At 65.9% G+C, this 20,167-nt stretch carries 19 protein-coding genes, 1 rRNA gene and 2 pseudogenes; 11 read left to right on the forward strand and 11 right to left on the reverse strand.

From position 1 onward, the window contains the following. Both AB0N05_RS32130 and erm read right to left on the reverse strand, forming a co-directional pair. Entirely contained in the window at positions 1–795 is a 795-nt protein-coding gene (locus AB0N05_RS32130; RefSeq protein ID WP_364700826.1) for a DUF4239 domain-containing protein, read from the reverse strand. 178 nt (positions 796–973) lie between these two features. Then, positions 974–1,816 (reverse strand): ErmE/ErmH/ErmO/ErmR family 23S rRNA (adenine(2058)-N(6))-methyltransferase, encoded by an 843-nt coding sequence (gene erm / locus AB0N05_RS32135; protein WP_364700828.1) that lies wholly within the window; start codon positions 1,814–1,816, stop codon positions 974–976. 338 nt (positions 1,817–2,154) lie between these two features. Between erm and AB0N05_RS32140 the strand changes: the two are divergent. Beyond that, positions 2,155–2,235: pseudogene (locus tag AB0N05_RS32140) on the forward strand (30S ribosomal protein S4); the annotation flags it as partial. 54 nt (positions 2,236–2,289) lie between these two features. Here the strand turns inward: AB0N05_RS32140 and AB0N05_RS32145 are convergent. From AB0N05_RS32145 to AB0N05_RS32160, 4 genes and pseudogenes are all read right to left on the reverse strand, one after another. Then, positions 2,290–3,036 (reverse strand): adenosylcobinamide-GDP ribazoletransferase, encoded by a 747-nt coding sequence (locus AB0N05_RS32145; RefSeq protein ID WP_364700830.1) that lies wholly within the window; start codon positions 3,034–3,036, stop codon positions 2,290–2,292. A gap of 234 nt (positions 3,037–3,270) precedes the next feature. Next, on the reverse strand, positions 3,271–4,371 hold the full coding sequence (gene cobT, locus AB0N05_RS32150; protein ID WP_364700917.1) for a nicotinate-nucleotide--dimethylbenzimidazole phosphoribosyltransferase: 1,101 nt from the start codon (positions 4,369–4,371) through the stop codon (positions 3,271–3,273). A gap of 498 nt (positions 4,372–4,869) precedes the next feature. After that, a pseudogene (locus tag AB0N05_RS32155) lies at positions 4,870–5,391 on the reverse strand (bifunctional adenosylcobinamide kinase/adenosylcobinamide-phosphate guanylyltransferase); the annotation flags it as partial. A 364-nt stretch (positions 5,392–5,755) separates the two neighbouring features. Then, positions 5,756–6,721 (reverse strand): helix-turn-helix domain-containing protein, encoded by a 966-nt coding sequence (locus AB0N05_RS32160; protein ID WP_364700919.1) that lies wholly within the window; start codon positions 6,719–6,721, stop codon positions 5,756–5,758. Positions 6,722–6,807: 86 nt separating this feature from the next. On the opposite strand from AB0N05_RS32160, the gene AB0N05_RS32165 reads away from it, so the two are divergent. Together AB0N05_RS32165 and AB0N05_RS32170 are read left to right on the forward strand one after the other, a co-directional pair. Then, a complete protein-coding gene (locus tag AB0N05_RS32165) occupies positions 6,808–6,930 on the forward strand; it encodes a hypothetical protein (protein ID WP_364700832.1) in 123 nt (40 codons plus the stop codon). After that, positions 6,927–7,160, forward strand: coding sequence for a hypothetical protein (locus tag AB0N05_RS32170; RefSeq protein WP_364700834.1), 234 nt, complete (start codon positions 6,927–6,929; stop codon positions 7,158–7,160). The genes AB0N05_RS32165 and AB0N05_RS32170 overlap by 4 nt, the downstream gene beginning before the upstream one ends. 113 nt (positions 7,161–7,273) lie before the next feature. Here the strand turns inward: AB0N05_RS32170 and AB0N05_RS32175 are convergent, their stop codons facing one another. Continuing rightward, positions 7,274–7,927 carry a DUF3043 domain-containing protein gene (locus tag AB0N05_RS32175; protein ID WP_364700836.1) on the reverse strand — a complete coding sequence of 218 codons (654 nt, stop codon included), beginning with the start codon at positions 7,925–7,927 and terminating at the stop codon, positions 7,274–7,276. Between the two features lie 219 nt (positions 7,928–8,146). Between AB0N05_RS32175 and AB0N05_RS32180 the strand changes: the two genes are divergently transcribed. The 4 genes from AB0N05_RS32180 (at position 8,147) to AB0N05_RS32195 (ending at position 12,135) form a co-directional block, all read left to right on the forward strand. After that, complete coding sequence (locus tag AB0N05_RS32180) at positions 8,147–8,497, forward strand: iron-sulfur cluster assembly accessory protein (protein WP_364700838.1); 351 nt, start codon at positions 8,147–8,149, stop codon at positions 8,495–8,497. Positions 8,498–8,696: 199 nt separating this feature from the next. Next, positions 8,697–9,668 (forward strand): carbohydrate kinase family protein, encoded by a 972-nt coding sequence (locus AB0N05_RS32185; RefSeq protein ID WP_364700840.1) that lies wholly within the window; start codon positions 8,697–8,699, stop codon positions 9,666–9,668. A 249-nt stretch (positions 9,669–9,917) separates the two neighbouring features. Beyond that, entirely contained in the window at positions 9,918–10,967 is a 1,050-nt protein-coding gene (locus tag AB0N05_RS32190; RefSeq protein ID WP_364700842.1) for a homoserine O-succinyltransferase, read from the forward strand. 454 nt (positions 10,968–11,421) lie between these two features. Next, positions 11,422–12,135 carry an MBL fold metallo-hydrolase gene (locus AB0N05_RS32195; RefSeq protein WP_364700844.1) on the forward strand — a complete coding sequence of 238 codons (714 nt, stop codon included), beginning with the start codon at positions 11,422–11,424 and terminating at the stop codon, positions 12,133–12,135. A gap of 401 nt (positions 12,136–12,536) precedes the next feature. Here the strand turns inward: AB0N05_RS32195 and AB0N05_RS32200 are convergent, their stop codons facing one another. After that, positions 12,537–13,637, reverse strand: a complete 1,101-nt coding sequence (locus AB0N05_RS32200) for a branched-chain amino acid aminotransferase (RefSeq protein WP_364700846.1) — start codon at positions 13,635–13,637, stop codon at positions 12,537–12,539. 614 nt (positions 13,638–14,251) lie between these two features. Next, positions 14,252–15,352: a glycine cleavage system aminomethyltransferase GcvT gene (gcvT, locus tag AB0N05_RS32205; RefSeq protein WP_364700848.1), complete on the reverse strand. Its 1,101-nt coding sequence runs from the start codon at positions 15,350–15,352 to the stop codon at positions 14,252–14,254. A 149-nt stretch (positions 15,353–15,501) separates the two neighbouring features. Here gcvT and AB0N05_RS32210 point away from each other — a divergent pair, with 149 nt between their 5' ends. From AB0N05_RS32210 to AB0N05_RS32225, 4 genes are all read left to right on the forward strand, one after another. Then, the gene (locus AB0N05_RS32210) at positions 15,502–15,789 is read left to right on the forward strand and encodes a hypothetical protein (RefSeq protein WP_364700850.1); all 288 of its coding nucleotides are present in this window, start codon (positions 15,502–15,504) and stop codon (positions 15,787–15,789) included. After that, positions 15,786–17,396 carry a hypothetical protein gene (locus tag AB0N05_RS32215; RefSeq protein ID WP_364700852.1) on the forward strand — a complete coding sequence of 537 codons (1,611 nt, stop codon included), beginning with the start codon at positions 15,786–15,788 and terminating at the stop codon, positions 17,394–17,396. Before AB0N05_RS32210 ends, AB0N05_RS32215 begins: the two co-directional genes overlap by 4 nt. A gap of 89 nt (positions 17,397–17,485) precedes the next feature. After that, positions 17,486–18,055: a hypothetical protein gene (locus AB0N05_RS32220; protein ID WP_364700854.1), complete on the forward strand. Its 570-nt coding sequence runs from the start codon at positions 17,486–17,488 to the stop codon at positions 18,053–18,055. 202 nt (positions 18,056–18,257) lie between these two features. After that, positions 18,258–18,854, forward strand: coding sequence for a DUF4352 domain-containing protein (locus AB0N05_RS32225; protein ID WP_364700856.1), 597 nt, complete (start codon positions 18,258–18,260; stop codon positions 18,852–18,854). Positions 18,855–18,971: 117 nt separating this feature from the next. Here AB0N05_RS32225 and AB0N05_RS32230 read toward each other — a convergent pair whose 3' ends face one another. Next, entirely contained in the window at positions 18,972–19,919 is a 948-nt protein-coding gene (locus tag AB0N05_RS32230; RefSeq protein ID WP_364700858.1) for an exonuclease domain-containing protein, read from the reverse strand. A gap of 156 nt (positions 19,920–20,075) precedes the next feature. Then, positions 20,076–20,167: ribosomal RNA gene (rrf, locus tag AB0N05_RS32235) — 5S ribosomal RNA — on the reverse strand; the annotation flags it as partial.

Raw genomic sequence — 20,167 nt, forward strand, 5'->3', positions numbered from 1 at the left:
TCAGCGCGGGGACGCGCTCGTCGCGACACCGGTGGAGGTGATGTGCTGGAAGCGGGACATGGCCAGCTCGTAGGCATCCTTGGCGACCTGGTTGCCGCCCGAGAAGGGCTGGTCCAGTTGATACACCGCCATGATTACCGCGCCGACCACGATGCCGAACAGGCCGGTCATGATCACGCTGCGCTTGGTGAGCACGACGCCGGAGAGCAGGGTGCCGAACAGCAGCATGATGGTGCCGCCCCAGAGCGCGATATAGAGGAAAACGGGCAGCTCATATCCGGCGTCCAGGCCGCGGTCGTAGCGCGCCTCGGCCACCGCGTCGATCCCGCTTCCGGCCTTGTCCTGCAAGTCCTTCACAGCCGGATCGGTGGTCGGCACCGCGCCCACCGCCGAGCGCAGATCGTCGAGGGTGTCCTGGGTGGACTGGTCCAGCTTGCCGGTCCTGTCCATCGACGACCATTCGTCGGTGACGACCTGACTGGTGTACTGGCGCACCAGGCTCTGGATCTGAGTGCGATCCGGCTCGGGCATGTCATTCGACGCCTCATACACGCTGACCAGCGCCTTGGCCTCGGACACGGTGTGTGCGTGGGTGTTGTCGTACTGCTGCCACAGAATCACGACCACGAAGGCGACGATCGCCGCGAAGAACATATTGACCAGGTCGAGCACCATATGCCCCGCCGCCTCGTCATCGGTCTGCCGCCAGGTATCCGGACGCAGCCGATCACCGACAACAAACACGACTACCGCCACGACCGCGAAAAGCACGGGCACGACAAGGTTCAAGGTCATCTCGCGACTCCATCCCAGACCGCAGGCACTTTCGATCACGGTGTATTCGCGGCCACGAGCCGGTCGGATTGCGCCGGGCAACGATTCCGTTAACGAATTTCCTGGATTTCGAGAATGACCGCAGGTCATCGCGCCCGGCTGCGCCGACTCGACATCGAATCGACGCAGCCGCACGAAGTTACGGCATGCCCAGCGCCTCGTACAGTGCGATCCATTGATCCGGGTGGACGTAGGCGACCACCGTGTCAGGTGCGATACCCGCCGCCGCCAATGCGGCATCCACGCCGGAATAGCGAGTGCGCAGCGAGGCGCGCACCGTCCCGCCTACACCGGAGAAACCCAGCTCCACCAATTCGGTAAAGGCTTTCCTATCCCGCACCAGCGGCTCGGTGCGGCGCTGGATTCGCAGAATGCCCGAATCCACCTGCGGCACAGGGCGGAAGCTCTCACGATCGATGCGACCACACAGTTCCCAGCTGAACCACGGCCAAGTCGACACCGTCACCAGACTCCACCGCCCGTAATCGCCGGAGCGTTTGCGGGCATACTCGAGCTGGGTAAGCAGCGTCGCCGAAGTCAGCGCGGGTGCGGTCAAACACCAATCCACAATGCGCGCGGTAATCGAGAACGGAATATTCCCCACCACCGCGAACGGCTCCCGAGGCGCCTTCACCTTGGTGAAATCCCCTCGCACCACCCGTATCCCGGGATTCTCCCGTGTCCTCGCCGTCAGCCTCCCCGCCAGCAGCGGATCGATCTCGTACGCGATCACCCGCGCCCCACATTTAGCCAGCGCCCAGGTAAGCGCGCCCTCCCCCGCACCGGGTTCGAGCACGGCCCCCACCGGATCAGCCGCCTTCACGATCAATCCGATCGCATACGGATCCACAAGAAAGTTCTGCGACAACTCCCGCCGAGCTCGATCACGCGGAGTCCGACCTCCGCCCGTCCCCACCTTCCCCTGCGTATGGGAATGGTTCTGATACCCAGCTTTACGTGAGGAAAAGTTCTTCTGCGCCACAGCAATTGCCCTTCCGGGTCTTCGAGTCGAATAGGTCTCGAAGGGCCCTGGGCACGCCTGCGAACGCAGGTCAGTGAATGCCTGCGTCCACTAGCGGGCCAGAGCCCGGCCGGAGCGCACGCGCATGAAGACAGTGAATGACATGAAGTTGCATGACATGATCCCACCCTAGAAACCCTCCGCAACCCCCGCAATCGAATTACCGGCGATGCCCCGCGATCGCCCAGGCCGCCCCCGCCAGCCTCACCCACTTCACCTCATGCAATTACGTCGGTGAAAAGCCAGAATTCTGGCCAAGACCGGCGTCAACCTGCGGTGTCTGCTTGAGACCCGTCCGTCTGCGAATCCTGGTTCAACAGGTCCCCGAGCGTGCGCAGATCGATGTTCCGCTGCAGGAACAGCTGATCATCGAGTTCCACTGCAGCAGGGCGAGACTGACCGCGGGGCAAGGGTTGGAACCGCAGCCGCAGAAGTCACGGGGTGAGGGTCAGGACCGCAGCCGCGATGGTCACGGAGATTTCCAGGGCGGCGCCCAACACGTCACCGTTCAGCCCGGCGAACCGCCGCACACAATGCCGAACCAGCAAGGCCGACACCGCCAGCGCCCCCACCACCGCGACCGACCCCAGCCACCACCGCTCGGCCGCGAATCCCGCTGCCACCAGCGCGATCCCACTCCACCCCACAGCGGCGACAACCCCTTGCGTCCCGGCGACCAGCGCCCCGAACCCGGCCCCGGGTGCCGCCTCGATCCCCCGCCGACACGCGAGCACCACCGAGACCCGCCCTACCGCAATCGCGAGTACCACGGCTCCCCACCGCCCGGCTTCCCCCAACGCCGCGAACGAAATCGCCTGAATCCCAATCACGAACACCAATGCGGCCACCCCGAATGGTCCCGCCCCACCACTCTTCATGACCTCGCGGGCTCGCTCGGGCGGCCCGTAACTCCCGAGCCCATCCACAGTGTCGGCAAGCCCGTCGATATGCATGCCGCGAGTGATCAGCGCCAGAAATCCCACCGCGATGAACCCAGCCAGCAACCAGGAGCCCCCCAAGGCCCCTATCCCCCAAAGCAATCCAGCCGCACCCACCCCGAGGAGCACTCCCACCACGGGAGCCCACGCAATGGCCCGCCCGGCAGCCCGCCGATCCACCTCATCCGGCCCGCGCACCGGCAGCACGCTCAACCAGGAAACCGCCAACCGCAGCCCGTTCACGATCGCACCCCGGATACGCGGCGATGCGACCCTGCCGAACTCCGCCCGGCCATCGAACTGCCAGGACCAACTCCAGCGGACACGTCAGGCACCCACGTTTCGAGCACACCAGCAGCACGCGGCCGAATACCGTGAGCGGCAGTTTTGACAGCTCCGAGGCAATCAGTGCGCTGCATGGCCGGACGCCGCCAGTCCGCCGGGCGCGGAGGCCGGGCGGGATCGGGGATGAGGTTGTCAGGCAACAGGTCCTTCGGAACCCGCGTCGGAGGTGCTGACTCCGGCCTGGGCGAAGGTCGACATCTCCGAGAGGGTGGCGACGGCGGCGCGCAGGATGGGGAGGGCGGTGAGGGCGCCGGAGCCTTCGCCGAGGCGCATGCCCATGTCCAGGAGGGGTTCCAGGTTGAGGCGGTCGAGGGCGATGGTGTGGGCGGGTTCGCTGGAGCGGTGTCCGGCCACCCACCAGGCGCGGGCGCCGGGGGACAGTTGGTCGGCGACCAGCGCGGCGGCGGTGACCACGACGCCGTCGATGATCACCGGGGTGCGGCGGGCGGCGGCGCGAGCCAGGAAGCCCGCCATGGCCGCGAGGTCCGCGCCGGAAGCGGTGCGCAGCAAGGCAACCGGGTCCTTGACCACCGGGCGCGCCCGCCACATGGCGTCGCGAATGGCGGCGGTCTTGCGAATCCAGCCCGCATCGTCGACACCGGTGCCGCGGCCGACGGCGACGACCGGTTCGGTATCGGTGATGGTGGCGATCAGCACCGTGGCCGGGGTGGTGTTCCCGATCCCCATCTCCCCGACAATGAGAAGGTCTGCGCCGGAATCGATTTCCTCATCGGCGATCTGCGCACCGGCCGTCAGCGCGGCCTGCACCTCGGCCTCGGTGAGCGCGTCCTCGCGATCGATGGACCCACTGGACCGCCGCACCTTGTGCCGGGAGATCTCCGGAGCCGTATCCCCCTGCACCGCAATGTCTTCCACCCGCACGGTCGCATCCGCCAGCCGCGCCAGCACATTCACCGCCGCCCCACCGGCCAGGAAGTTGGCGACCATCTGCCCGGTCACCTCACTCGGATAAGCCGACACCCCATGCCGAGCCACCCCATGATCCCCCGCGAAAACCACCACCCGAGCGCGCTCGAACTGCCGAGGCGGGCAAACCCCCTGGCAAGCCGCCACCCAATTCCCCAACTCCTCCATCCGCCCCAAAGCCCCCGCAGGCTTGGTCAACTCCAACTGCCGCCCCTCAGCAGCCTCCCGCACCCCCGCATCCGGCCCGGCCACCGGCCCGAACGAAATCCGCACCGGCTTCGTAAGATTCGCGGCCCCGCTGTCCATAGCGGAACCGCCAGCCGCGGCCGAGACTGCGGCTGCCGTTGTCGCCGCATCGGCTACCGTCGAATCGCCTGCGGACGTAGCGGTTCCATCCGCCGCAACCGCCGTGGTCTTCTCCGCTGCTTCAGCCGGTACCAAACCACCTGCGGCCGTGGATGTTCCATCCGCCGCGGCAACCTCTGCCGCCGCTTCCCCGATTGCGGCATCCACGCCACCGGCAGGCGCGCCGGAAGCCACTCCGGCCACAGCCGCCGATGCGGCGAGGCCTGTCACGGCATCGGCCGAAACCGCTTGCACGGCAGCCTTGTCCGCGGCGGTCTCCCCCGCAGTGGACGACGCGACGGCAGGCTGGCCCGCCGCTACGTCACCCGCAGTGGACGACGCGCTCGGATCCGCTGCCGAATCGGCGGTTTCGACACCCACTGCCGCAACGGTCGCGGCCGCATCGGACAGGGCGGTGGCGTAGGCGGTGGCCCGGTCGGGCTTGACCCGCATGGCCTGCCCGGCGACGACGAGATACACCTCGTCGCACACCTCCGCGAGGCGCTGATTGAGGATGCCGATCTCATCACGGAACAGTCGCCCGGAGTGGGTGGCGGGTATGACGCCCATCCCGACCTCGGGACTGACAATGATCAGCCGCTGCGGATATCCGGTGACCGCATCCACCAGCGCGTCCAGGTCCAGCGCCACGGTCCCGCGCGGCGACTCCCACGCTCCCCGAGCGTCGATACGGGTGGTCAGCCAGGTCCCCAGGTCATCGATCAGCGTGACGGGCGCGTCCTGCGCGAGAGCCGCGACCGGGTCGCCTTCGATAATGGTCCAGTCGTCGGGCCGCCGGGCCCGGTGCGCCGCGACTCGCTCCGCGAAGTCGGTATCGGCCGGATCCACGATCGCCGTGGCGATATACCGCACCGCCTCCGACGCGACCAACTGTTCCGCGAAAGCCGACTTCCCGGACCGGGCTCCACCGAGCACCAGCGTCCGTAGCGGTCGATCGGTTGTCTGAGCAGTGTGCGACACGTCAGCACGGTATCAATCTCCCCCACCAACCGCGCGCACCGGACATCACGTCGCCCCATCCCACACACCGGACCTACCCTCCGCCACCCCCGAGGGCCGCCGGACAACCAACGAGAAAGCTCCAGCGGTAGGAATCCACCGCCCTACCGCCCACCAACTCGACGTTGGAGCACTCGTGACACGAAGCCATCCACCTCCACCCGAATGCGCAGCACTCACGGCCCGAGTCCATCCGCCTGCTATCCGGATGAGGAAGCCTCGTGGCGTGAGTCCACCCGCCCGCCAACAGGGGTGAGGGAGCACTGGTGGTGCGGATTCATTCGAATTCCCGCCACCAGTGCTCCCTGATCTTGATCAGCGGGGGCTAGGAGGCGCGGGCTCCGAAGCGGCGGCGGTATTCGGCGGGGGCGATGCCGACCAGGCGCTGGAAGTGGTGGCGTAGCAACGCCCCTGAACCGAATCCGCAGCGGTTGGCGAGGGTTTCCAGGTCCATGTCGGTGTCTTCCAGCAATTGCTTGGCGAGCAGGATTCGCTGGCCGGTCAGCCATTTCACCGGTGTGGTGCCGGTTTCCGCGGCGAAGCGGCGGGCGAACGTGCGGGTGGACATGGCGGTGCGGGCGGCGAGGGATTCGACGGTGTGCGGAAGCTCGAGCTGCTCGCCCATCCAGTTCAGCGTTTCGCTGAGGCTGTCGGAGCTGCAGTCCACCACCGGCCGCTCGATGAATTGCCGCTGCCCGCCGTCCCGCTGCGGCGGCACCACCATGCGCCGGGCGACAGCATTGGCGACGGTGCTGCCCAGCTCCCGCCGCACCAGATGCAGGCAGGCGTCGATCCCGGCGGCCGTCCCGGCACTGGTGATCAGATTCCCCTCATCCACGTACAGCACATCCGGATCGACGGTGGCCAGCGGAAACCGTTGCGCCAGCTGATCGACATAGCGCCAGTGCGTGGTGCATTTGCGGTTGTCCAGCAGCCCGGCCTCGCCCGCGAGGAAGGCCCCGGAGCACACGGTGAGCACGGTGGCTCCCCGCTGCGCCGCATCCCGCACGGCATCGACGATGCTCTGGTCCAGCGCCATGCCCGCCGAGAACGGGAACGCGGGTATGGCAACCAGATCCGAATCGAGCAATTCCTCCAGACCATATTGCGGTGTCACCGAAATACCGGGTGAACTGGAGTTGAGCGGCTTCCCGGGCTCGGCCCCGCAGACCCGGAAGTCGAAGCCGGGCAAGCCATCCGCGGTCCGGTCGAGTCCGAAGACCTCACAGACGACACCGAATTCGAACATGGCGAGGCGGTCATTCAGGACGACCGAAACCTTCGACAGCATCATCTCACCATACATGGCCGGATCTTTGCGAACAATGACAGAACCGCCACTGTTGGCAGGAACTTATCTAGAGAAAACTTACTGCCATGCAAGCACTCTCCGCAATCACCGCAGCCGGGACCGCCATGAGCGCCCTCGGCTACCTGACCTACGCCGCCATGGCCTGGGGCACAACCGATTCCACCAATGAAGGAGAGGCAGTCGCATGACCACCATCACCTCCGCCCGCGGCCCCATCGTCCGCACCGCGACCACCGAACGCAAAGCAAAAGCAATGTTCGCCCGAATCTTCACCCTCCTGGCCGCAGCCGGGCGGGCAGTCCCCTTCCACCGCGAATCCAACTGGCAGCTAGCGGGATCCACCAATTTCCTCGACCGCGATCACGACCGCATGGCATTGGAACTCCGCGCCATCAGCGGCCACCGCGAGCACTGCTGACCACCCCGCATGACCCGCGGCCGTACCTGCCCGAAACCAGTCGAGCATGCAACTGCGCAGGTGCCCACTCGGGAAATGCCTGCACAGTTGCATGCTCGTGGGCATGCCGGGTGTTAGACGGCGTCGCCAGCCTTGACTCGGGGCTTGGGGGCGCGCATGCGGCGGATTTGGGAGGCGCGGACGAAGGCGTACCAGCCGAGGGAGAAGCTGGATTCGGTGGCGTCGGGGAAGCGCTCGCGGACGCGGTTGCTCACGATGCGGCCGAGGACGATGCCCTCGATGATCATGAACAGCATCATGACCAGCATGCCGAGGGTGACGATCGCCTGGAGGGCGGGCGTCAGGATCATGCTCAGGATCAGAACCAAGGCCAGCGGCATGAACAGGCCGAGCAGATTGCGGCGCGCATCCACGATGTCGCGCACGTAGCCCTTCACCGGACCCTTGTCGCGCGGCAGCAGGAACTGCTCCTCACCGGCGAGCATGCGCGCGCGGCGGTCCTGCGTTTCGGCGCGGCGCTCGGCCGAGGTGGTCTTGCGCTCCGCCTTGGTCCCGCGCAGCGCCTTGCGCCGGGCACGGGCCTCTTTGGAGGTCTTGGGGGCGGGCGCGACCGGGCCGCGACGGCGGGCTTCGGCCTCTCGGCGCTTCGGGGTCGGCTTGCCCTTGCCAAGGGTTACGGTCTTGTCCTCGACCGTCGCCGCACCACCGGCGTCGACAGCAGAGGCATCGGAGGTGGGGGTGGACTCGCCACGGCGGAGGAACTTCACGCCGACCAGGCTATTCGATGGCACGTCTGCCGGAAAAACCTGGTCCGCCCGTTTGTCGTATCGCCCACCCCCGCAGCTACCCGGCCGCGACTGCAATCCCCCACCCCGTCGGCGCTATCGTGCCCGCGTAGGATTGGGAATAGTCGCCCCTGAAGCGGCGTTGACAGCCGACGAGCCGTGCGCCTTTCACGGGTTGAAAACAGTCCAATAGGAGAGTCCATGACTGAGCAGACCGAGACCACCACTCACGGTGCGACTCTGACCGACGCCGCCGCCCTCAAGGCCAAGGCGCTCCTGGATCAGGAAGGTCGCGAGGACCTGGCGCTGCGGATCGCCGTACAGCCGGGTGGCTGTGCCGGCCTGCGCTACCAGCTCTTCTTCGACGACCGCTCCCTCGATGGCGACCTCATCGCCGAGTTCGGCGGCGTCAAGCTGGCCGTCGATCGCATGAGCGCCCCCTACGTCGAAGGCGCCTCGATCGACTTCGTCGACACCATCGAGAAGCAGGGTTTCACCATCGACAACCCGAACGCCACCGGCTCCTGCGCCTGCGGCGACAGCTTCAACTGAGATAAGCCCGGACAGCGCGGAACATCCCTGAGGGAGGTTCCGCGCTGCTGTGTGTCCAGGTCGAACCCTGGAATCAGTTGTCTCGGACAGTGTATTTTCTAAGTGCGGACCTTTCGGTCCGTCTCCCCACTACCGGCCCCGCGTCTGTCGTCCCGAATCTTGGGTGTGCACAGCGCAAGTCACCGAAGGATTGACGCTCGTGACCATCGCCGTGTCCGCCTCCATCGCGACCGACCACCTCATGCGATTCCCGGGGAAATTCTCCGATTCTCTGCTGGCCGACCAGCTTCAGCACGTGTCGGTCAGCTTCCTGGTCGACGATCTGGTGATCCGCCGCGGCGGCGTCGCCGGCAATATCGCCTACGCCATGGGCCTGCTCGGCCGCACCCCGCTGCTGGTGGGCGCGGTCGGCGCGGACTTCGGCGAATACCGGAAGTGGCTGGAGGACAACGGCGTCGACTGCTCCGCCGTGCACATCTCCGCCGAGGCGCACACCGCCCGTTTCGTCTGCACCACCGATGAGACGATGGCGCAGATCGCCTCCTTCTACCCCGGCGCCATGAGCGAAGCCCGCGACATCTCCGTCGAGCAGCTGGCGCAGGGCCGCAATCTCGAGCTGGTGCTGGTCGGCGCGAACGATCCGGACGCCATGGTCCGCCACACCGAGCAGTGCCGCGCCGCGGGAATCCCGTTCGCCGCGGACCCCTCTCAGCAGCTGGCGCGCCTGGACGGCGAGCAGGCCCTGTCCCTCATCGACGGCGCGGCCTACCTGTTCACCAATGAGTACGAGTGGGGCCTGCTGCTGCAGAAGACCGGCCTGTCCGAGGCGGAAGTCGCTGAGCGCGTGGGCATCCGGGTCACGACCCTGGGTTCCAAGGGCGCGAAGATCGTCGACCGCGACGGCACCGAACTGCACGTCGACGTGGTCCCCGACAATGCGAAGGTCGACCCGACCGGCGTCGGCGACGGCTTCCGCGCGGGCTTCCTCACCGGCCACAGCGCGGGCCTGTCGCTGGAGCGCTCCGCCCAGCTCGGCTCGCTCATCGCGGTCCTCATCCTGGAAACCATCGGCACCCAGGAGTGGACCCTCGACCACGACGTCGCCCTCAAGCGTCTGCGCGCGGCCTACGGCGCCGAGGCCGCCGCCGAAATCGAGGCGATCCTCCGCTAGCCGGTTCGCACCCGAGTCGACTCTCCGCTGAGCGTCTCGTCCGAGAACTGATCCCGGACGAGATCGAGGCAATTCTCCGCCGAGCCACTCGGCCGAGATCGACTCGATTCCCGGCGGAAACCTGCCGGACTCTTTCATGCCGCACGCTGATCCCAGTGATCAGCGTGCGGTTCTTCTTGCGCTATGACCGCACCTGATCACCACGGTCTCCCGGCCGTGCTTGCATGACAGCTAGTTTCGAAGGACCTGATGATGGTGGTACGGGTCGGCATAGTCGATCTGATCTCGACCCGGCCGGACAGCATGACGCGACGGGTATTCCTGGAGGCGATCGCGGGTGCGGCCGCGCACGTTGGCACAGCGGGCAGCGCACACTCCGGCACTGCGCGCAGCGCGCATTTCGGCACGGCGGGCAGCGCGCACCTCAGCACAGCGGGCAGCGCGCACCTCAGCACGGTTGGCGGGGAGTTCCAATCTCCGGTTGTGTTGACCGAATTCCCTATGGAGAACCCGGTTCTCGTGGAGTCCACCGTCTTCGGCATCGATCCGATGGGGCCCACCGATGCCGTCGACTGGCCGTCACTCGCCAGCATGGACGCGCTCATCATCAGCGGCAGCGAACCCAAGGCCGCCGAGATCGCCCTCGAGCCGAGCCTGATCATCATCGACCGCATTCTGCGCGAATGCGCGGCCGCCACCTCGCTGCTGTTCTCCTGCCAGTCCGCCCACGCCGCCCTGCACCTCCTGCACGGCCTCCCCCGCCACCGCCGCCCCCGCCGCCAGCACGGCGTCTTCACCCACGAGGCCCACGCGAACGAACTGACAGCGGGCATCACCGGTCCGGCGTTGGTCCCCCACTCCCGCTGGAACGCAATGCTTTCCGCGGACCTCCGAGCCGCAGACGTCCCCATCCTCCTCGATTCCTCCGAGGCCGAATGGCACCTCGCCACCTCCCCCGACGGCCTCCGCCACGTCTACCTGCAGGGCCACCCCGAATACCTCCCCGACACCATGGCCCGCGAATACCGCCGCGACCTCCGCCGCTGGATAGCCGACCCCACCCTCCCCTTCCCCGACATCCCCCTCGGCTACTTCCCCACCCCCACCTACCAACGCCTCCTCGCCCACGCCGAACTCGTGCGCACCCACCGAAACCCCGCCCTCCTCGACGACCTCGTGCTGCCTGCGACACACACGGACGTCGCGCTGGACTGGTCTCAGCACTCCCAGCTCTTCTTCGCGAATTGGCTTCGCGCCGTTCACGACCGCTGCCAGGCCAAGACCCTGCTGCCCGCCTGACACGACGGGTCCTAGGGGCTTTCGCCATCCAGCCCCACCACCGTGCGCGCCGATCGGCGAGGGCTATTCAGCGCGAGCGCACCCCCGCGCACCGGCGGGTTACCGAAGCCATCCAGCAGCGGACATGAGTTCACACCACCATCCGGCGGTGGGCGGGTACTGGCCGGACTGTTCGCCGAGGTGCTCGTCCGGACGTGGGTCGGTATCGACGACAACTTCTTCGACCTGGGCGGGCATGCGCTGCCGGCGCCCCGGCTGGTCAGCTGGGCCCGGGCGGAACTCGGCTCATCGCCACCATCCTGCGGTGGGCAGCGCGCGGCCATACGGCGGTCGGCAGGCAGCGCACGGCAAGTGAGTGGGCGGCACAGCGCAAGCGTGGGGCACTGCCGGGAGTTGTGGGCATTCGCGCGGTCCCGGTGGGATTGCATCGCGGGCGAGCAATAAGCTGTGCGGTATGGGCTCCGACCGTTTGTATTTTCGTCAGCTGCTCGCCGGCCGGGATTGGGCCGTGGGCGATCCCATCGCCACCCAAATGCGGAACTTCGCGTATCTGATCGGCGACCGCGAGAGCGGCGAATGCGTGGTCGTGGACCCGGCCTATGAGGCGAGCCAGCTGGTCGATGTCGCCGCGGCGGACGGCATGCGGGTGAGCGGCGTGCTGGCCACCCACCACCATCCGGATCACGTCGGCGGCAGCATGCTCGGCTTCACGCTGCGCGGGGTGAAGGAACTCCTGGAGAACGTCGACGTCCCGGTACACGTGAATTCCGAAGAGCTCCCGTGGGTCGCGAACGTCACCGGCATCGCACCCAGCGAACTGACCGGCCACGCCCACGGCGACAAGGTAGTCGTAGGCACCTTCGAAATCGAACTCCTCCACACCCCCGGCCACACCCCCGGCAGCCAATGCTTCCTCTTCGAGGACCGCCTCATCGCGGGTGACACCCTCTTCGTAGACGGCTGCGGCCGCACCGACTTCCCCGGCGGCGACTCCGAAGCCATGTTCCGCAGCCTCCGCTACCTCGCTGAGCTGCAAGGCAATCCAGTCGTCTACCCCGGCCACTGGTACTCCGAAGAACCCAGCGCCACCCTCTCCCACATCCGCGAAAAGAACTACGTGATGCGCCCGCAGACTCTCGACCAGTGGCAGATGTTCATGCCCCACTGATTTCCCCGCGCCCCGAGCGCGGTTACCAGCACCTCGATGGCCACTCCGCAGGCGACGCCGAGCCACAGCACATGCCACCCGAGCTCCGGCAGTACGAACCGGGCGCACATCGGGTGCCGCACCACCGAGAAATTGCCCGACCGAGTCAGTCGCGCACCAATTTTCGGATGAGCATGCGGTGGCGCAGGCGAAACGCCTGGAAGTCCCTCCACCATTGCATGCTCGCCGCAGGCTGCGCCCGGTTGGGAGGCACCGCGTCGGCTGCAGTCCGACTCGGCGTGCCGGAGTTCGTGGGTAGCGCCGGGTAGGCCACCGCGGCTAGCCGACGATCCGCCGAGTCGAGAACGAAATGCGCCCGCTCCGAACAGCTTCGGCGCGAGCACATTCGGTATTCGGGGCGCTCAGGCCAGGGTGCGCATCCAGCCGTGGGAGTCGGCGAAGGTGCCGCGCTGGATGCCGGTGAGGGTGTCGCGCAGGGCCATGGTGACCTCGCCCGGTTCGCCGCCGCCGATGGTGAATTCGCCGTCGTCGCCCGCGACCGTGCCGACCGGGGTGATGACCGCGGCGGTGCCGCACGCGAAAACCTCGGAGATCTCACCGGATTCGGCGCCCTTACGCCATTCGGTCACCGAGACCTTGCGCTCCTCCACCGGGTAGCCGGAGTCGGCGGCGAGGGTGAGCAGCGAGTCGCGGGTGATGCCCGGCAGCAGCGATCCGGACAATTCCGGCGTCACCAGGCGCGCATCCGAGCCCTTGCCGAAGACGAAGAACAGATTATTGGTGCCCATCTCCTCGACATACTTGCGATCGCAGGCGTCCAGCCACACCACCTGGTCGCAGCCCTTCTCGGAGGCCTGCTTCTGCGCGAGCAGCGATGCCGCATAGTTGCCCGCAACCTTGGCCTCACCGGTACCGCCCGGGGCAGCGCGCACATATTCGGTGGACAGCCACACCCGCACCGGCTTCACACCACGCGGGAAGTAAGCGCCCGCCGGGGAGCCGAGCAACAGGTACTTGTAGGCGTTGGCAGGCTTCACACCCAGCCCCGACTCGGTGGAGAACATGAACGGGCGCAGGTACAGCGACTCTTCGCCACCGGCCGGCGGCACCCAGTCGGAATCCACCTCGAGCAGCTGCCGGACCGACTCGATGAAGAGCTCCTCCGGTAGCTCAGCCATAGCCATCCGGGCGGCGGACCGCTGGAACCGCGCCGCATTGGCATCCACCCGGAAGGTGGCAATGCTCCCGTCGGCCTGCCGGTACGCCTTCAACCCCTCGAAAATGGCCTGACCGTAGTGGAACACCATGGTCGCCGGATCCATGGCCAGCGGCCCATACGGCTCGACAGTGCCGTTGACCCACTCCCCGTCGATGTAATCCAGCGACACCATGTGATCGGTGAAGAACCGCCCGAACCCGGGCTCCGCGAGAATCTCCTGCCGCCGCTGCGCCGACACAGGCGCGGGATGCGTGACACGGGTGAACTGCGCGGCAACTGTCATGACCGGGAGTCTAATTCGCCCGGCTTCCGCCGTGGACGAGGACCCCGGAGGCCGCCTGCGGATAAGCGGATCGGCCGAGCCATTCACAGTGGGCCACGGCGAGCGAATGGAACCGTCCGAAGCAGCCTGAACCGGTTCTCCGCGCGCAAGTCCCGGCTACGGCAGCGGCACGGGCCTTCGCGACCGCGTTTGCTGTCGAGCGGAGTCGACGGGTTGCGGCCATGCGCTGACTTGGATGCTGTCGGTCATTCGGCGAACACCAGTTGCTGCCGCACGACGGGCATCCAGGACGCCGCCCTCCTCGGCACCCTCCTCGCCCGCGTCCTCACCGGCGACCCGGCTTCCCTCCTCGATACCACGGCCGCTCGCAGCCCGTTCCGGCCCTGGCTGTCCGCACGGGCCCTTATTCGCTCTGCGAGCGGTATCCGGTCTGAGCCTTCACTACGCCCCGGAATTCGTCAGGAATCTGATCGATTCGGGCCACTAGTGCATGCTCAGACCGGTATTCGTCTGATGCCCACAGGCCGTACGCATCAGGCCACTCTTCCGGGACCGTATCCGTCAGTGGTGCGCGTCAGTGGTGCGCGTCAGTGGTGCGCGTCAGCGCGCGTCGGTCAGGCGGTGTGCGGCTCGACGAACGGCGGACGCACGACCTCGCAGCGCACCCGACGGCCACGCACATCGAGCTCGAGCACGTCGCCCTCCTTGACGTCGGCGGCGGTATCGAGCAATGCCAGCGCGATGCCGACCTTCAGGCTCGGTGAGAAGGTGCCCGAGGTGGTCTCACCGACCAGCTCGTCGCCGCGCATGACATTCTGTCCCTGACGGGGGACGCCACGGTCGAGCGCCTTGAGCCCCAACAGGATTCGGCGCGGACCGGCGGCCTTCTCCTGCTCCAGCGCCGACTTGCCCCAGAACTCGGGCTTCTTCCAGCCGACAGCCCAGCCGGTACGCGCCTGCAATGGCGAAATGTCCACGGACAGTTCATGTCCGTGCAGCGGATACCCCATCTCGGTGCGCAGCGTGTCCCGAGCGCCGAGCCCCGCGGCCTGCCCACCGGCGGCCTCGACCTGCGCCACCAGCGCCCGGAACACCGCCTCGGCGTCATCCCAGCGCGGCAGCAGCTCATACCCGTGCTCGCCGGTGTACCCGGTCCGGCACACCCGCACCGGCCGCCCATCCCACTCGGCGTCGGCGTAGGCCATGTACTCCATATCGGTGGGCAGCCCCAACGCCTTCAGCACCTCGGCCGACTTCGGCCCCTGCACCGCGAACACCGCATACCCGCGATGCTCATCGGTAACCGTGATCCCCTCCGGCGCGGTCTTCTGCATCTCAGCCACCACCGAAGCCGTATTGGCGGCATTGGGCACCAGGAAGATCTCGTCATCGCTCACGTAATAGGCGATGAGATCATCGATCACGCCGCCCTCCGGCGTGCAGCACAGCGTGTACTGCGCCTTCCCCGGCCGGATCCGCCCCAGATCATTGGTCAGCGCCGAGTTCACGAAGGCAGCGGCCCCCGCCCCCTTGACCGTCGCCTTCCCCAGATGACTCACATCGAACAGCCCCACCGCGGACCGCACCGCGGTGTGCTCCCCCACCGTGCCCGCATACGAAACGGGCATCTCCCACCCGCCGAACGGAGCAAAGGTAGCGCCCAACTCAACGTGGACGGCATGGATAGGGCCTTGCAGCAGCTTCTCGTCGGTCACCCGGATCAGCTTATCGGCCCGCCCGCGAACCGGTGATCACCGGAACCAAACCCATCCCACCAGCGTCAATAGTGATGTCAGACCGCTATCAGCCAAAGATCCTGCGCTAAAGTCTGCGAAAAGTTTGCTCGAGGGGAGGGAGACCCGCGATGTACGTCGACATCGACCTACTGCACACCCTGCAAAAGGCATGGCAGGAAACCTCCCGAGACATCAAAACCGTCCCCCGCGAAGGCATAGCCGACCTCGAAGGTCAAATGCCCGGCTCCCTGGCCGAGGCCGCCCTCCACGACATGGGCACCGACGTCTACGAGGCATACCTCGAAGTCGCCTACCACTTCGACACCCTCGAAAAACTCACCCGAGGCGCCGCCGACACCTACCAGGTAACCGACGAAACCTGGGCCGCCGCCCTCGCCAAAATGGCCCGCCGATGACCTACACCGTCACACAGGTCCGAGCCTGGATCCCAGAATCCCTCTCCGACCGAGCCGCCATCCTCCAAACCGGCGCGGACTACATGGAACGCACCCTCGAAGCCGCCTGGCGCGAAGCCGACGCCCTCACCTCCGGCGGCTGGACCGGCCCCGCCGCCACCCAGGCCTACAACCGAATCCAACGCGAATACACCATGGGCATGCGAGTAGTAACCGCAGTCCGAGACCTGGCAACCGCGCTCAACAGCGCAGCCACCCGCCTCCGCTCAGCCCGCGACACCGCCATCAACGCAGTAGACGCAGCCACACACGAGGACTTCCCGGTCAGCCAAGACTGGCAAGTAGGCAAAACCCCCAAAGGCCAAACCGAAGCCCGCCGCGGCTTCCACGTAGCCCAAATCTCCGGAGCCGTCCGAACATTGACCGACGTAGACCGCGAGATCTCGGTAATCCTCGACGCCAAGACGGACGAGATCCGCGCCCTGAAAGACGACGCCGCAACCGGCCGCGAGTACATACCCCCGCCCTCCACCGCCCAAATGTCGAGCGACGAAGTCGCAGCGATGATCAACGACCCGCAGTTCCGGGAGTGGGTAAGCCATCACCCCGATGCCGCAAAGGCCCTCCTCGACGGGGCGGTGGACTCGGGAAAACTCGATCCGGCTACAAAGTTCTACAAGGACTTCCTGCAAGGGTTCTGGCAGCGAGAAGCGTTCGAGCAGGCTGGAATCGACCCTGCCACCTGGCGACCGGAACTTGGGGCGGAAGCCAACAAGGACAACATCGTCAAGGTCTATCAGTACTACGGGCGACTGTTCCTCGACCATCCGGAATTGCAGTGGGCGGGCATGGCCAACATGATCGGCCCATCGTTCGCCGGTGGCTTCTTCGATCTCGACATGATGCAGGACCTGACGAAGCACATGGACCGAATGGGCGGCGGGGATGGGCCCGTCGGCACCCTGTCCGCCGAAGAGGTCCACTTCTACGAAACCACGCTGCTCGGAATGCAAAAGAACATCTTCAACGATCAGGCCGCCATGCACGAGGCTTACTTGACCGGCGGCACGGCCGAGATCGACCGAATGTTCAATGCGGGCCTGCTCGATCGCAAGGCCGACGGAGCGTGGCACCAGATCAATGATGGATATACCCGCAACGACCCTGCGCTGATCGCAAGCGGCAACAAGGATTTGTTGTGGCGCGAGCAATGGCAGATCATCGCCGACGACTACGACCACATGCGCGATCGGCCCGGCACAGGCGGGCTGATGACGTGGGGAATGACAACGGTCGGCGCTCCCTCAATTCCTGGCGCACATACGTTCCCAGAGGAATTCCCGAAGACCGTCGATGCCCCCGGACCGATCCCCGGGAAGTTCGTGACACCATTCCCCGACGGGAACATCTCCTACCGTGACCAACGCTGGGCACTGATCGAGAGGGATACTCTGCCCGCCTATCAGCGACTGTTGACCGAGAGCCCCGAGCAGGCCCGCGAACTCGTCGCATCCGACTTCGAAGCACGTATGGAGGAACAACGTCTCAGCAACCGTTGGGGCGAGATCGCCAAACAACTTACGACACATTGGGGGTACCGGCCATGACACGTCGCCTGACCCGCACGGCGGTTGTCTTGACGCTGCTGTGCCTCTCCGCTGCCGCGTGCTCCACCCCTTCCCGCCAGGAGGATGCAGTGCCCAACACTCCCGAGTTCTCGCAACTCACCGACGCTGGAATCGAACAGATCAAGAAGACTCGGAACGCCCGCTTCGACCTGCGTAATCACGAGCTCACCAAGGCCGCAGTCGGTCTCGACGGCCAGGACCGGGGTCCGATCATCGGCGGAGCCGACGGTCCGATGATCACCGTCGAATTCCTGGGGCCTGAACAAGCGGAGACGATTGAAACGAACACGCTGATGTTCCTCTCCCCCAATGCGAATAAGCCCTACTCCGGAATCGTGTTCTGGAAGTCGTTCGACGATGCTCAGCAATGCCTCGACGAACTCCGTGATGACGTCAGCCGTTGGGGTCTCAGCGCCGCTCGTGTAGATCGGTGGGCGGAGAACTCCAAAGGTGAGTCGAACTACCAGCAGGTTGTTTCCATGGGCGTCGGCCGCAGCGGCCTGGTAATCGATGTCGAGGCTTATCTGAAAGACGGCCGAGCACTTCTCAAGTACGACATCTACCTGGAGCCCGATCTCTACACACCCCAAGCCCTGGACGAAATCCGCACGACAGGCATCGCCAAGTACAACGGGTAGGCCGGATGATCCGGGCGATCCTGATGATCGTAGGAATCGGTACCGTCAGAACGATTCGCGCCGATCACACCTGAACATCAGGACAATCCTCTCATTTATAGCTATTCGACATAACCGTGTTACGAATCCACTGCGGGCGTCGATGTGCCGGTCATAGCGCAACTATTCTGTTGCCCCCGGAACCCGCAAGGAATCCCCGACCATGTCCGATCACCCGTTACCTCAGCAACCCATGCCCGGCCCGTATCCGCAAGGCCCGTACTACCCACCGAAGCGGCACAAGGTCTGGCCGTGGGTGCTCGGCGGCTTCCTGCTTGTCATATTGCTGTTTTTCGGTGCCTGCGCAGCGCTTTTCGGTGGAGTCGCGCACGAGGTCGCCAAGCAGGAAGACAAACGTACGACCGCCGCACCCGCCGGATCCGAGGTCCGCGACGGCAAGTTCGCTTTTGTTGTCACACAGGTCGATCCACCGGTCGACACGGTCGGCACCAACGAGTTCACGAGCAAGCAGGCGCAGGGCGAGTATGTCCTGGTGCACATCAACGTGTCGAATATCAGCAATGCGGCGCAAACCTACTTTGGTGATGACCAGAAACTGATCGACGATCAAGGCAGGCTCTATTCGAATGATGTAGTAGCCGAATCGAATCTGAACACGGACATCCTGTTGACCCAGATCAACCCCGGCAACAAAATCTCGGTGACCATCGCCTTCGACGTGCCCAAGGGCACCGTTCCGACGGCGATCGAGTTCCACGATTCGGCGTTCTCCGGTGGCGCTCGTGTCGCGCTCAAGTAGGGGCAGTGTCCGGCCGGGACTCACATCGGATCCCGGCCGACACCTCCGAGTACCAACCACTGGGCCTCGGCCCCGCCAGCTGAATTGCTGTGTAGCGACTCGTACCAGAGGTGTCACTCAGCGAACACTGGCACGCGCCGGTTCGAGGTACGCGAGTAGCCGCTGCTCATCGAGCACTTCGATGGCCTGCCCGCGGTCACGCAACTCGGCCGCTCGGCGGGCTTTCGTCGTGCTGAATGCCAACGGATCATCGCCGGTGAATCCATGGCCGATGACCAGACCGGTCGTCCGTCTGGTGACGTTCTTGGCGGGTGTCGCACCGCAGGCGGCGATGGCATCCCATGCCTGCTGGCGAGTCATCGACGCGAGATCGCCTGTGAATACGACGGTTTGGCCGTAGAGCGGATGACTCGCATCGGTACCGGCGACTTCGGGCGCGACCAATTCCTCACGCGCGAAACGTGACTTGCGCGGCTCTCGCGGCTCCCGCATAGGCCGCCGAGTCCGGGTCTGTCGTATCTCTCCGGTGGTCTCGAGTTCCTCCAGCGTTCCCGCACCCGTCCGCGCAGCCAAGGCCAAGACGATGTCGGCCGCGGCGCGGGCATCCGCGGCCGCATTGTGGTGTGCGAGCAACTCGATGCCGAGTTCATCCGAGACACTGGGCAATCGGTAACTGTCGAGGTCGAGGTGCCGTCGGGACATCTCCAGGCTGCAGCTGAATTCCCATTCCGGCGCGGCGATTCCGCTGTGCCGGCACGCTTCTCGCACCGCGCCGCTGTCGAAACTCGCATTGTGGGCAACCAAAGGCAGATCACCGACAACCTGGACGACCTCGGGCCAGCGCTGCGCGAACACCGGCTGGTCCATGACCATGGCATGCGAAATCCCATGGATGCGAACGTTATGCGGCGAGAAGAAGTCGACGGCGACGGGCGGTCGGCAAAGCCAGGAGTGCGTTGTCAGCCGTTGGCCATCCCGCACCACCGTGACACCGATGGCGCAGATGCTGCCGCGGGCGGAATTGGCCGTCTCGACATCGATCGCGGCGAAGGACAGTGGGGGCATCGGTCACACCGTATGTCATGGCTACGACAATCACGCCGAATTCGGCGCGCGAAATGCCAAGAGCCGCAAAAGATTCCGAATGTTCGGTCTGGAACCAGATTGGTCCTGAAACGAGGAAAGCCCCCCAGCATGGCTGGGGGGCTTTCTCGAATGATGTTCCGGCGGTGTCCTACTCTCCCACACCCTGTCGAGTGCAGTACCATCGGCGCAGACAGGCTTAGCTTCCGGGTTCGGAATGGGACCGGGCG

This window comes from Nocardia sp. NPDC051030, assembly GCF_040683015.1.
In the GTDB taxonomy this organism is placed as follows: Bacteria; Actinomycetota; Actinomycetes; order Mycobacteriales; family Mycobacteriaceae; genus Nocardia.